Source organism: Paenibacillus sp. FSL W8-0439, assembly GCF_038008995.1.
GTDB lineage: Bacteria > Bacillota > Bacilli > Paenibacillales > Paenibacillaceae > Paenibacillus > Paenibacillus polymyxa.
In genome coordinates this window covers 3,243,714-3,256,728 of record NZ_JBBPAK010000001.1, presented here as the reverse complement: position 1 = coordinate 3,256,728, position 13,015 = coordinate 3,243,714, and the positions used below count along the sequence as shown (strand labels likewise).

General features: G+C 46.2%; 11 protein-coding genes. All 11 read left to right on the top strand.

Annotated elements, in window-relative coordinates:
• Positions 1-65: 65 nt before the first annotated feature.
• The 11 genes from mutL (at position 66) to MKX36_RS13855 (ending at position 12,950) form a co-directional block, all read left to right on the top strand.
• Entirely contained in the window at positions 66-2,234 is a 2,169-nt protein-coding gene (gene mutL, locus MKX36_RS13905) for a DNA mismatch repair endonuclease MutL (RefSeq protein ID WP_340864903.1), read from the top strand.
• A 12-nt stretch (positions 2,235-2,246) separates the two neighbouring features.
• Positions 2,247-3,098, top strand: a complete 852-nt coding sequence (locus MKX36_RS13900) for a class I SAM-dependent methyltransferase (protein ID WP_340864902.1) — start codon at positions 2,247-2,249, stop codon at positions 3,096-3,098.
• A complete protein-coding gene (gene miaA, locus MKX36_RS13895; RefSeq protein ID WP_016822097.1) occupies positions 3,082-4,062 on the top strand; it encodes a tRNA (adenosine(37)-N6)-dimethylallyltransferase MiaA in 981 nt (326 codons plus the stop codon). The genes MKX36_RS13900 and miaA overlap by 17 nt, the downstream gene beginning before the upstream one ends.
• Positions 4,063-4,082: 20 nt before the next feature.
• Positions 4,083-4,325, top strand: a complete 243-nt coding sequence (gene hfq / locus MKX36_RS13890; RefSeq protein ID WP_013371546.1) for an RNA chaperone Hfq — start codon at positions 4,083-4,085, stop codon at positions 4,323-4,325.
• Between the two features lie 190 nt (positions 4,326-4,515).
• Positions 4,516-7,176, top strand: a complete 2,661-nt coding sequence (locus MKX36_RS13885) for a PBP1A family penicillin-binding protein (RefSeq protein ID WP_340864901.1) — start codon at positions 4,516-4,518, stop codon at positions 7,174-7,176.
• 165 nt (positions 7,177-7,341) lie between these two features.
• Positions 7,342-7,899, top strand: coding sequence for a DUF402 domain-containing protein (locus MKX36_RS13880; RefSeq protein WP_013371544.1), 558 nt, complete (start codon positions 7,342-7,344; stop codon positions 7,897-7,899).
• The gene (locus MKX36_RS13875) at positions 7,896-8,591 is read left to right on the top strand and encodes a YdcF family protein (protein WP_090890257.1); all 696 of its coding nucleotides are present in this window, start codon (positions 7,896-7,898) and stop codon (positions 8,589-8,591) included. The genes MKX36_RS13880 and MKX36_RS13875 overlap by 4 nt, the downstream gene beginning before the upstream one ends.
• A 114-nt stretch (positions 8,592-8,705) precedes the next feature.
• Entirely contained in the window at positions 8,706-9,689 is a 984-nt protein-coding gene (locus tag MKX36_RS13870; protein ID WP_016822094.1) for an AAA family ATPase, read from the top strand.
• Positions 9,690-9,801: 112 nt separating this feature from the next.
• Positions 9,802-11,088: a GTPase HflX gene (hflX, locus tag MKX36_RS13865; protein ID WP_107733479.1), complete on the top strand. Its 1,287-nt coding sequence runs from the start codon at positions 9,802-9,804 to the stop codon at positions 11,086-11,088.
• 111 nt (positions 11,089-11,199) lie between these two features.
• Positions 11,200-12,453 carry a methionine gamma-lyase family protein gene (locus MKX36_RS13860; protein ID WP_031461616.1) on the top strand — a complete coding sequence of 418 codons (1,254 nt, stop codon included), beginning with the start codon at positions 11,200-11,202 and terminating at the stop codon, positions 12,451-12,453.
• A gap of 83 nt (positions 12,454-12,536) precedes the next feature.
• The gene (locus MKX36_RS13855) at positions 12,537-12,950 is read left to right on the top strand and encodes a MerR family transcriptional regulator (RefSeq protein ID WP_007430683.1); all 414 of its coding nucleotides are present in this window, start codon (positions 12,537-12,539) and stop codon (positions 12,948-12,950) included.
• Positions 12,951-13,015 lie beyond the last annotated feature (65 nt).

The window sequence follows — 13,015 nt, the reverse complement described above, 5'->3', positions numbered from 1 at the left end:
AATATTAGGCATTATTATTTTGCTTATTTTTCATCACACTTTGAAGTCAGGAGGAGGTTAAAAGGATGTCTAAAATTCGAGTGCTAGATGAGCATATTGCGAACCAGATTGCTGCCGGTGAGGTCGTGGAACGTCCAGCCTCCGTCGTGAAGGAACTGGTGGAAAATGCGATTGATGCGGGCGGTACACGAGTGGACGTATGGGTAGAAGAGGGCGGCCTGCAAAGTATTCGGGTGACGGATAATGGCAGTGGGATAGAGCCTGAAGACGTGGAAACGGCATTTTATCGGCACGCGACAAGCAAAATCGGACATGGCCGCGACCTATTCCAAATCACAAGTCTCGGCTTCCGGGGAGAGGCATTGCCCAGTATAGCGGCTGTATCGAAAGTAGAGCTGCTCACAGCAGCAGGAGATGACGGCCGTGCCCGTAAACTGGTGATTGAGGGCGGTAAACTGGTACTTCACGAGGATGCTGCTGGTAGGCAGGGGACGGATTTTACCGTACGCGATCTGTTTTATAATACACCTGCACGGCTAAAATATATGAAAACAATCCAGACGGAGTTGGGGCACATTTCGGATGTATTGTACCGAATGGCGCTTTCGCACCCGGAAGTGGCCTTCACATTGCGGCATAATGGCAATACATTGCTGCAAACGCTGGGAAATGGCGATTTGCTCCAAGTGATAGCTGCTATTTACGGAACTTCTGCGGCAAAATCAATGTTGATGGTGGAAGGAGAGAGCCTTGATTACCGAATTAGCGGCTATGTCAGTCGCCCGGAGTGGACCCGATCGAATCGCAATGCAATTTCGACAGTAGTGAATGGACGATTTGTGCGGAGCTATGGGCTCAATCAGGCACTGCTCAAGGCGTATCATACTTTGTTGCCGATCAATCGTTATCCGCTGGCTGTGATCCAACTGGACATGCATCCTTCGTTGGTGGATGTTAACGTCCATCCAGCCAAGCTGGAGGTGAGGTTCAGTAAAGAAGCTGAACTGTTTCAGTTGGTTGAAGATTCGGTAAAAGCTGTTTTAGGGCAGCAAGTGCTGATTCCGAAGGCAGTTAAACGCGAAATTGGCGGTAAGGATAGTGGCTCGTTTGTGCAGGAGCAGTTTCATTTCTCGAAAGGAAATGGTGCAGAAGTAGATGCTTCTTCGGATAATGGTCATAATCGAACGTTACCTCTTTCTATGGCTTCGCCGCAGGTCCAGGAATCGACACAATCCAATCACATGACCAGTAATGAAGAGAAGAAGAAGATTAGCCAGGAGCGTGAGCAACATCCGAGTAGGGAGAGGAGCCATTCAGTCAATGGACAGGCAAACACTCTCGCTCGTCAAAGTATCAGTGATGACGAACTGGATGCAGATTTTGTGGAAGAAAACAACGGGAGTGATGATAGAGGGAGCGTGTCACTTCCTGATGGGACGACTACACGGATATCCACAGGAGATCATGCCGAAACAGATGTCTCTTCCTCGTACAGCGAAGGGATACAGGAAACGGCTGCTTCTGCTGCTTACCGTTCTTCTGTTTCACCCATTGCAGACAACACTACTAAATCCACGGATCAGAAGCCGCACCAGGAACGTCTGAATACAGATCAATTAGCAGCGTTGTCGGGGGCAGTCCCTGAGGTGCCTACTTTTCCTGAGCTGAATTTAATCGGTCAGCACCATGGAACCTATCTGATTGCACAGAACGACCAGGGCTTGTATTTAATTGATCAGCATGCCGCCCATGAACGGGTCAATTACGAATTTTATTACGAAAAATTTGGCAATCCTGAATCAGTATCACAGGAGTTGTTACTGCCAATTACATTGGAATTTACACCTTCCGAAACGGAAAAATTGAAAACAAGGTTGCATTGGTTTGAACAGGCGGGGGTGTATTTGGAACATTTTGGCGGGCAAACCTTCCGTGTCAGCTCATATCCGTACTGGCTCCCCAAAGGAGAAGAAGCGGATGTCATTGAGGAAATGGCTGGATGGGTGCTGGAGGAAAAAGCCATTGATCTAGCTAAACTGCGGGAGGCAGCCTCAATCATGTGCTCCTGCCGGGCTTCGATTAAAGCAAATCAGAAGCTGACTGACCGACAGGCTGTCGTGCTGTTAGAACGTTTGGCAGCCTGCAAACAACCCTATACCTGCCCCCATGGGCGCCCCATCGTTGTTTCCTTTTCCACATATGATTTGGAGAAGCTGTTTAAAAGAGTAATGTAAGGGAGTACAAATATGTTGCAGGATTGGGAAAAACGTGAAGAAGAAAAGCAGATGATGCTTCGTGAGAAACAAGCTGAATTACTGGTCACGACAGGAGATTCTCCCTCGGACGAGGTTGTGGAGCGCGCGAAGCTGCTTGCAGCCGAGCTTGGGGTGCTGTACGCCCCACGTCGTGGCATATCAGTAGCTAAGCTAATCGCTGCTCACAGAGTTCGTCAGGCTCTGGTGCTGGTGCAGGGCGGGGTGAGGCTGATTAGTCCGGAACAACCACCGATGGTTTTTCATCCGAGTATGGGATTCATTCGAGCCAAAAGGGTATTAAAGGGCGAGGCTGACCCGATGTTGACGGCTGCCCGACTTGCCCCGGGTGATACCGTGCTGGATTGCACGGCAGGGCTTGGTACGGATTCTCTTCTATTTTCCATTGGAACGGGAAGTTCTGGACAAGTCACAGCTGTGGAGAGTTCCTTCCCTGTCTATGCATTAATCAAGGATGGGATGAGACATTACCGTTCCGGTAATGCTGCAGTAGATAGGGCCTTTTCCGACATTGACGTTCGTTTTGGTCATCATCTGGACTATTTGCGTAGCTTGCCGAACCGCAGTGTAGATATTATTTATTTTGACCCGATGTTCCGTGATCCGTTGCTTGATTCCAGTGCAATCGGTCCATTGAGAGGATTGGCCAATCCAGATGCATTGAATGAAGAAAGTATTGCTCATGCGAAAAGGGTTGCACGAAAAACAATTGTATTGAAAGAAAAAAGGGGTAGCGGAGAGTTTACCCGCCTCGGCTTCCGTGTGGAGCAACGGGGCACAACGAAAACAGTGTACGGAGTGATTGATATTGACAGTGGCATCTAAGCCTAAACTACTTGTTCTTGTTGGCCCGACTGCGGTTGGCAAGACGAAACTAAGCATCGAAATGGCTCGACAATTTGACGCGGAAATTATTTCCGGGGATTCCATGCAGGTATACCGTCATATGGACATTGGAACTGCCAAAATTTCCGAACAGGAAATGAAAGGAATCAAGCACCATTTAATCGATATTCATGAGCCTGAATACCCATATTCGGTAGCCCAATTTCAGGAAGACTGTCGTCGTCTCATACCTGATATTCAATCTAGAGGAAAGCTACCTTTCATCGTAGGCGGGACAGGTTTGTATGTAGAATCGGTTTGCTATGAATACCAGTTTTCTGAGGTAGGGGCAGATGAAGCTTTTCGTCAGGAACAGCTTGACTATGCCGATCAGTATGGAGCCGACGCGCTTCATGCGCGACTACAGGCAGTTGATCCCGAAAGTGCACTTCGTCTGCACCCAAATGATCGTCGTCGAGTCGTGAGAGCGCTGGAAATTTACCATGTTAGCGGAACAACACTTAGCTCTCAACTTGCCAGTCAAAAAAAGGAATCTCCCTACCAACTCTGCATCGTAGGTTTGACAATGGATAGGCAAATGCTATATAAACGTATTGAAGACCGAATTGACGGGATGCTCGATCAAGGGCTTGTTGCTGAGGTAACCTCCTTAATGGAACGGGGAGTGCGAAGCGATGCCATCTCCATGCAAGGTCTAGGCTATAAAGAGATATCCTCCTACCTGCGGGGAGAGGTGTCTTTGGAGGAGGCGGTGACTTGGCTAAAACGGGATACGCGTCATTTTGCGAAGCGACAGCTCTCGTGGTTTCGCCATATGAAGGATATCCAGTGGGTAGATGTCACTGATTTCGAAAATTTTTCTGCTCATGCAGCCCGAATACACGAAATTATAGCAGGAAAGTTCCGGACAGACCTTGAATATACTTCAAAACAATCCAAATGATTATTGGGGGTACGGCTAAAATGAACAAGTCTATTAATATCCAAGATACGTTTCTGAACCAATTGCGCAAGGATTCTATACCTGTGACGGTATACCTCATCAATGGATTTCAGGTGCGAGGAACGATTAAAGCATTTGACAATTTTACAATCGTTATTGATTCGGATGGGAAGCAACAGCTGATCTACAAGCATGCCATCTCCACCTTCACACCGCAACGCAACGTATCGCTTGTACAACAAGATAACGCTAGCGATAACTGATTACGGCTGGACGGCCGCCCGGGTAATGAAACTTTTCAGGCGTCCGTCTCGTCTAACTGTATAGGAATGTGACCGGGAGCAACCTGATCAGGGTTGTTCTTTTCATTCCGTTTACTTTCATGCTGCCGACAGCTAGCTTTAAGCTTACGCTCGGCGACATTATGATTATTCGCGAAAGGGAGTCAGGGGAATGCCAAACGATTCATTGTCCAGATCCGGCAATCGCAATAGAAACACATCTAAAGAGAAGCCGAAGGGCAAGAAAAAGAAAATAACAGGTAAGCGAGTTGGGTGGACGCTGTTTATTACAGCAGCATTAGCCATATTTTGCGCACTTGGTGGTTATTTATTTGTCATGGTTAATGGCGAAAAAATCTACAAAGCCAACAAGGACAAAATTACTGTGAACGAGACATCAAAGGTTTATGACCGCAACGGTGTGCTCATGGGTGAGCTGTCTGTGCAAAAAAGTGATCCTGTGAAAAGTGAAGAAATTCCACCGTTGCTCAAAAAAGCTTTTATCGCAACCGAGGATAAGCGTTTTATGGAGCATCAGGGAGTTGATATTTGGTCTATCGGTCGGGCGGCAGTGAAGGATATCGTTGCTCGTTCTGCAGTGGAGGGCGGTAGTACGCTGACTCAGCAGTTGGCCAAAAACTTATTTTTGACACGTGACAAAACCTTTTTCCGTAAAGCGACAGAGGTATCCATCGCAATGGCGCTGGAGCGGAATTTGACTAAAGATGAAATTATTACGCTATATCTGAATCGGATTTGGTTTGGACGCTCATATTCTGGAATAAAGGCAGCGTCGGAAGGCTATTTTGGAGTGTCAAACCTAAACGAATTAAAGTTGTGGCAAGTCGCTACACTGGCGGCTATTCCGAAAGGACCCTCCAAGTATAATCCGATCAGTAACCCGGAAAACTCAAAGGCCCGGCGTGCTGTGGTTCTCCAGCTGATGTTTGAGCAGGGAATGATTGGCAAGCAGGAAATGGAAGAAGCCAAAGCTATAAATTACGATTACAAACAACCGGAAAAAGTACAAAAGTATCAAAATTTTATGGAATATGTCATGGATGAGGCAGAGGATGCCTTGCCAGGAGTCAGCGGTAATGATCTGATTATTGGCGGTTATAAAATTCATACGACAATGGATGCTCAGGCTCAAAATGCGCTGGATCAAGCGATGGCGGATGATGATATGTTCGAAAAAAGTCCCGACGATCAGCCTGTCCAAGCCTCTATGGTTATTATTAACAACCAAACAGGTGGTATTGCCGCGATGGCACCCGGACGGGATTACAAAAAGGGAACCTTTAATCGTGCGACGCAGAGCCGCAGACAGCCAGGATCGGCCTTTAAGCCGATTGTAGCCTATGCGCCAGCTCTTGAATCCGGTAAATTTACGATAGATACTCCTTTGAGTAACGAACGGCAGAGTTTTAACGGATACAGTCCGAAAAACTTGCATGGTTACTCTTCGACCATCAGCATGATGGATGCCATTACAAAGTCTGAAAATATACCACCTGTATGGTTGTTGAACCAAATCGGTGTGGAAAAAGGGGTTCAATTCGCCGAGAGCGTAGGCATACCGATGGACAAAAATGATCACTCGCTTGCTATCGCATTGGGGGGATTAAGCAAAGGAACAAATACTCTTGAAATGGCGCAGGCTTATAGCGCTTTTGCCAATAAAGGACAATTCCAAAAAGCTTACTCCATTAAGCGAATTAACAATAGTGATGATCAAGTGGTTTATACTCATAATGAGGAATCCAAATCTGTTATGAGTGAGAAAACGGCTTATGAAATGACAAAAATGATGCAAAATGTGGTCAATAGCGGTACAGGTCGTAAAGCACGTATCGACTGGCCTGTAGCTGGTAAAACGGGTACGACCCAAAGTGGAATCAGCGGCAACAGTGGTAACCGGGACATCTGGTTTGTCGGTTATACGCCGGAATATACCGGAGCGGTATGGATGGGGTATGACAAGCCAGATAGCAAGCATATGTTGAGAAACTCTAGCGGACAGTCGGCAGCCTTCTTCGGAAGGGTTATGGGTGAAGCACTCAAGGGACACCCAGTGACGCAATTTAGCGAGCCGAAGGGATATGAACCACCGGTTGAGGAGAAGCCAGAAGAGCCGGTTCAGGCCACTGCTCCAAGCGGACTGAGCGGGTCGTATAGTCAGGATACCCAAATTGTATCGTTGTCTTGGAATGCGGCAGAGGGAGACAATGTACAATACCGTGTTTATCGTAAAGAGTCTTCCGAAGGAAGCTTCCGGACGATTATGGAGGCGATGAGAGGCACGAGTGGTGAAGATACGTCTCCTGTAGCTGGAAAGACGTATCAATACTATGTCGTAGCTTATGGAGCGGATGGTAAAGAATCCGCAGCTTCCAACACGATCAGCGTAGAAATTCCAGCAGAAACTACTCCGATAGATCCGCAACCAGGAAACGATCCTAATCAGGATGGAACCGTACCGGATAATGGCGAGAATATAGACGGTCAGAATGGCACGGACCAGGGGAATACACTTCCTGGAGGCACCGATAACGGTACTGGTTCTGAACAAGTTCCAACGTCTCCTGGAGTTAACAATGGAAATGGTACTGGAGGTACAGGAAACAGTAACGACAATTTTGGTAACGGAAACGATACAAATCAGGGGAATGGTCAGACGACTACACCGGATTCAGGTATAACTGATGAAAATACTATGACCAATCCAGAAAATACAGATGCATCTACCACAGGTGCTATAATGGATGGAAATCAGGAAGGCAAATCCAACGGTCATTCCAACTCCAATCGTGGACGTCATAACCGGGATTAGCAAATATGTTTTATGTAAGATGATATTGGCTTTAAATCACAGGTATTTTCGGACTGTTTTTACAGTCTGAAAATACCTTTTTTGCTGTAATACAGGGGTTATTTTTGAGTGTATAGTTTAAATATGGTAAGCTGGTTTTACCAATGTTGGAGAGGAACATCATTTATGAAGCGCAAATTCGGAGACCGGGCCAACTGGCGAAGAATCACCAATCGCAAGTTTGCTTGCCGGTATGTAGAAAGTGATGCGTTTACAGGATATGTGACCCTGTATACTATTTTGAGTCTCAAGGAGCCATTATGGAAAAGTTATGGTGGTCATACGTTTTGCATAGCCGATAAAGGTTATTCCTGGTTGCAATATTATCCAAAAGGTAAGCATTATGTGGTGACTGCTATGTTTGACAATCGAGAGCAAATCGTCGAATGGTACATTGATACCTGCCGAAATCAAGGAGTAACCGATCAAGGAGTTCCTTGGTTTGATGATTTGTATTTGGATGTGGTCGTGCTTAAAAACGGTGAAATCTTTCTGGTGGATGAGGATGAACTGGAGGAGGCGCTACAACGGGGGCATATTTCTACGCAAGAAGCAGAATTGGCTAACCGAACAGCGGCTGACCTGCTACATCAGATCGATGCTCACATGTTCCCCTATTTTAAAATGTCGCTGAAACACCGGGCAGAATGGTTTCATAACGGTGATTTCAAGAGAGAACGGTGAAATTTTTGCAGTGGATTAAAAGCACTAGGCCCCAACGCCATGAGCCAAAAAGCAGGCAAAGTCGCAATGGGAAAATATTTATGGTATCGAAGCGTCTCATAATTGGTTTGATGATTTTCATTTTGGTCGGATTGGTATGGGCAGGTATCCGAGTATGGAATATGAATACAGCTGCCTCTACCACTCCGCTTCAGCATGCACAAATTGGTATCGTACTAGGTGCCTCTATGTGGGGAGCTGAGCCCAGTCCTGGTTTAAAAGAAAGATTAGAAGAAGCCTTGCGGTTATATCGTAACGGGATGGTGCAGCGACTAATTGTAAGTGGAGGACTGGATCAACCTGATTTTCCGTATACGGAGGCCGAGGGGATGCAACGCTACTTGGTAGATAAAGGAGTCCCTGTACAGCATATTGTGTTAGAAAACCAGGCAACCAGTACTTACGAAAATTTGCTCTACAGCCAGCGTATCATGAAGGAATATGGCTGGAACTCCACCGTAATCATCACACATAGCTATCACGGTCCTCGCGCGTTGGAGATTGCTCAATTTTTGAATTTTGATCATCCCCAGCTGGCTCTGACCAAATCCAAAGTGCTGAATATGCCAATTCACCAATCAAGAGAAGTATTGGCTTACGCTAAATGGACGCTACAACGGTGGTGGATCAGTGCTCAAATTTGGATTGCCTGAATTGAGGGAAGGCTTTGTACGCGTTCTCGTTGCTTTTATGCTAATAAGGACATGCTGGACCGAATACATTAATAGGGTAAGCTGTGCCTGAAGAAATGTTGAGGTGATGGATGCATGAACGGACGGGGAATCGCCGCGGGCAAGCGGTCGGAGGAGAGACCTTCCAGACAAATCAATGTCGTGCTGCGTAGCCCGGAGCCGATCGCTTCGGTGACTGTGGACGAGACGGAAGCAGTGGCTTCGACCAAGTCGCAGGCGCTACCGCAGTATCTCAGTCTTTATCAGGAAATTCAGAAAGAACTCGATCATCTCGTCGGCTTGGATAACATCAAAGAACTGGTATTTGAGGTATATGCCTTTTTGCAAATCGCTCATATGCGCACTGATGCGGGTCTGTTGAGCAACGCACACGTATATCACATGATTTTTAAAGGAAATCCAGGTACGGGGAAAACGACAGTAGCCCGCATTATCGCTAAAATGTTGCAAAAAATGGGGGTACTGAGCAAGGGCCATCTGATTGAGGTGGAGAGAGCTGATCTGGTAGGTGAGTATATCGGCCACACCGCACAAAAAACGCGGGACCTGGTAAAGAAATCTCTTGGCGGCGTGTTGTTCATTGATGAGGCTTACAGTTTAGCACGTGGAGGGGAAAAGGATTTCGGAAAAGAAGCGATTGATACCCTGGTAAAGGCCATGGAAGACCAAAAAAACCAATTTATTTTGATCCTCGCAGGGTATTCGGGAGAAATGGACTTTTTTTTACGGACAAATCCTGGTCTTCCCTCTCGTTTTCCAATCCAACTGGATTTTCCTGACTACACTGTGGATCAACTCATTCAAATTTCGGAGATGATGGCTAAGGAACGGGATTATATTCTCATGCCTCAGTCTATACTCAAAATGAAGGAGCATTTGCTAAATGAGCGGAATGACAGTCTCCATGCATTTAGTAATGCACGTTATGTTCGTAATGTGATCGAAAAAGCGATTCGGCACCAAGCCGTCAGGCTGCTTAATCAGTACAGGAGTGGGCAACCCGGCAAGCAAGAATTGATGACGTTGCGACCAGAGGATTTGAAAATGGACAAAAGATAGGCGATAATAGGAATCTGAATCATATCGAATTGTATGACATCGAACGAGGGCCGGCCTGACATCAGGTCGGTTTCTGTTCGAGAGTTGACATGAAAATAAAGGAGCAAACAATATGGCGAACTCCACTCATGATACACAAACCGAAATGCAGGATAAGGCGGTTCTGGTCAGTCTAATTACGGATGAAGTCAAACGATCTGGCATCAATACGGAATATTCGTTGGAAGAACTGGTGAAGCTGGCTGAAACAGCGGGAGTTGAAGTGCTGAGCGTCCTCACACAGAATAGGGAATCCAAGGACTCAAAATGGTTTATTGGCAAAGGTAAAGTAGATGAATTGCGTGCAGTTGCTGAAGAATTGGGAGCGAATACAGCTATTTTTGATCAGGAGCTATCGGGAGCTCAAGTACGAAATCTTGAAGAGAGCCTGGATCTCAAAATAATTGACCGGACACAGTTAATTCTGGATATTTTTGCTCAGCGTGCAAAGACACGGGAAGGTATTATCCAGGTTGAACTGGCGCAGTTGTCATACTTACTCCCTCGACTGTCTGGACACGGTAAAAATCTTTCGCGGCTCGGTGGCGGAATCGGAACACGTGGTCCTGGTGAAAGCAAGCTAGAGACGGACCGTCGTCACATTCGTGATCGAATCAGTGATCTGAAACGCCAACTTGAGGAAGTGACGCGTCATCGGTATTTACACAGGGAGCGTAGACAAAAGGCCGGCATCGTCCAGGTGGCACTCGTTGGCTATACAAATGCCGGCAAATCAACACTGTTGAAGCAACTGACAGCTGCCGATGTATATATTGAGAACCAACTATTTGCGACGCTTGATCCTACCTCTAGAACAATGGAACTGCCGAGTGGCAAAGAAATTATTCTCACAGATACAGTAGGATTTATTCAAAATCTGCCTCATGATTTGGTTGCCTCTTTCCGGGCCACTTTGGAGGAGGCCAATGAGGCTCATCTCATTTTACATGTCGTGGACGCCTCCTCAGACATGCGTGACGAACAAATGAAAGTTGTAGAGTCAATCCTGCAACAGCTTGGGGCTGCGGACAAGCCTCAGATCGTATTGTTTAACAAAAAAGATGCTTGCACCCCTGAGCAATTGGAAATGCTCCCTTCTGGGGAAGGCTATTTGAAAATCAGTGCTTTTGATGAAGCAGATTTGCTACGCATTCGCGAACTGGTTCAGGAGCATCTGAGCGGTGACACACTGAGATTTCGTATTCCTGCGGAACGTGGGGATTTAACATCGGTGCTTTATCGAATTGGAGATGTACTGCTGACAGAGTATGATGGCAATGATGTCATTTATGAGGTAGAAATTCAAAGAGGAGAATACGAAAAGTATGGTCATGCGCTTAGTGAGTTCACAGAAAGTTAACATCTAATGATGTTTTTGGGTCCATAAGATGATAATGCTCATCGTTCGAATTGAATAACAATATAACATGATTAGCCTAAGGCTGCGGAAGAGAGAGGGTCAAGAAGGTAAATGGTAGTTTTTAGTCCGGAAATTCAGCAAATTCAGGAATTAGTAGAACTTAAAATACAAGAACGTATCCAGCACATAGATCATATTGTGGATGCAAATCAGTGGAAGGTCATTCAGGCCTTCCAGCGTAAGCAAGTGAGCGATTTTCATTTTGCAGGTTCAACGGGATATGCTTACAATGACCGGGGGCGTGAAGTGCTGGAAGAGGTCTATGCAGATGTGTTCGGTGCGGAGGCAGCGTTGGTGCGTCCGCATTTTGCCTCGGGAACGCATACCATCGCTACGGCTTTATTTGGTGTGCTGCGTCCAGGGGATGAGTTGTTATACATTACAGGGCGACCTTATGATACCTTACACAAAGTGATTGGTAAGCCTGGCGATGGAACAGGATCATTGCAGGACTTTGGTGTTACTTATGGAGAGACAGCGCTGACAGCAGAAGGTAAGGTGGACTGGAAAGCGGTGGAGTCCGCAATCCATGCGAACACCAAAGTGATCGGTATCCAGCGCTCACGCGGCTATGATTGGAGAGCTTCCTTTAGTGTGGCAGATATTGAAGAAATGACGGCACGAGTGAAGAAGATAAAGCCTGATGTTATTGTCTTTGTGGACAATTGCTACGGGGAATTTACTGAGAAGCTGGAACCTACCCAGGTCGGTGTCGATTTGATGGCAGGTTCGTTGATTAAAAATCCTGGTGGAGGTATTGCAGAAACGGGTGGATATATCTGCGGTAAACATCAATATGTAGAGCTGGCATCCTACCGATTAACAGCACCTGGTATTGGTGGAGAAGTAGGAGCCATGCTAGGCACTACACGGGGCATATACCAGGGGCTATTCCTTGCTCCTACATTGGTGGGGCAAGCGGTTAAAGGAAGCATATTCGCTGCTGCAGTCTTTGAAGAAATGGGGTTTGAGACCAAACCTGCTTGGCATGAAGAGCGTACGGATTTGATTCAGGCCATTTCTTTTAGCGGACCAGAACATCTAATTGCTTTTGTACAGGGCATTCAGCGCGCAGCCGCCGTGGATAGCCATGTGGTGCCAGAGCCGTGGGATATGCCGGGTTATGAGCATCCGGTTATTATGGCCGCAGGTACGTTTATACAAGGTGGAAGCTTGGAACTATCCGCAGATGCTCCGATTCGGGAGCCTTATATTGGTTACATGCAAGGGGGCTTAACCTACTCTCATGTCAAATATGGAGTACTTATGGCTCTGCAAACGATGAAAGAACGTAAATTATTGTGAGTTTTTCTAACATATCATTGACACTTTGCATCAGCTAAATGTACAATAAGGTGAATAATAGATCACTGGAAGGTTGATGACAAATGGGCGACGAAATTCGCAGAAATATGGCCTTATTTCCAATAGGTATTGTCATGAAGCTAACGGACTTGTCAGCACGTCAGATTCGTTATTATGAGCAGCATAATTTGATAGTTCCTGCCCGTACATCAGGTAACCAACGTCTTTTTTCATTTAATGACGTAGAGCGTCTGCTTGAAATTAAGGCGTTGATCGAAAAGGGTGTTAACATTGCAGGAATTAAACAAGTCATGAATCCGGTTACCAAGGAATCAGAGGAAGCTACAGTTATTACTGCAGATACGGAAGTCAAACGCCGTGAAATGTCCGATACTCAGCTTCATCGTTTGTTGAAACAACAACTTGTTGCAGGCAAAAGACCAGGACAGGTATCTTTGATCCAAGGCGAATTATCACGATTTTTCAACAAAAGATAATGCTGTGACTTACCTTTTGGCATAAGGTTGTTTTACTTAAAAAACGGTCTCATCATTTAAGTCAT

Coding starts and splice junctions, on each gene's coding strand:
- mutL (WP_340864903.1), top strand. CDS start 66: ATGTCTAAAATTCGAGTGCTAGATGAGCATATTGCGAACCAGATTGCT.
- MKX36_RS13900 (WP_340864902.1), top strand. CDS start 2,247: ATGTTGCAGGATTGGGAAAAACGTGAAGAAGAAAAGCAGATGATGCTT.
- hfq (WP_013371546.1), top strand. CDS start 4,083: ATGAACAAGTCTATTAATATCCAAGATACGTTTCTGAACCAATTGCGC.
- MKX36_RS13885 (WP_340864901.1), top strand. CDS start 4,516: ATGCCAAACGATTCATTGTCCAGATCCGGCAATCGCAATAGAAACACA.
- MKX36_RS13880 (WP_013371544.1), top strand. CDS start 7,342: ATGAAGCGCAAATTCGGAGACCGGGCCAACTGGCGAAGAATCACCAAT.
- MKX36_RS13870 (WP_016822094.1), top strand. CDS start 8,706: ATGAACGGACGGGGAATCGCCGCGGGCAAGCGGTCGGAGGAGAGACCT.
- hflX (WP_107733479.1), top strand. CDS start 9,802: ATGGCGAACTCCACTCATGATACACAAACCGAAATGCAGGATAAGGCG.
- MKX36_RS13860 (WP_031461616.1), top strand. CDS start 11,200: ATGGTAGTTTTTAGTCCGGAAATTCAGCAAATTCAGGAATTAGTAGAA.
- MKX36_RS13855 (WP_007430683.1), top strand. CDS start 12,537: ATGGGCGACGAAATTCGCAGAAATATGGCCTTATTTCCAATAGGTATT.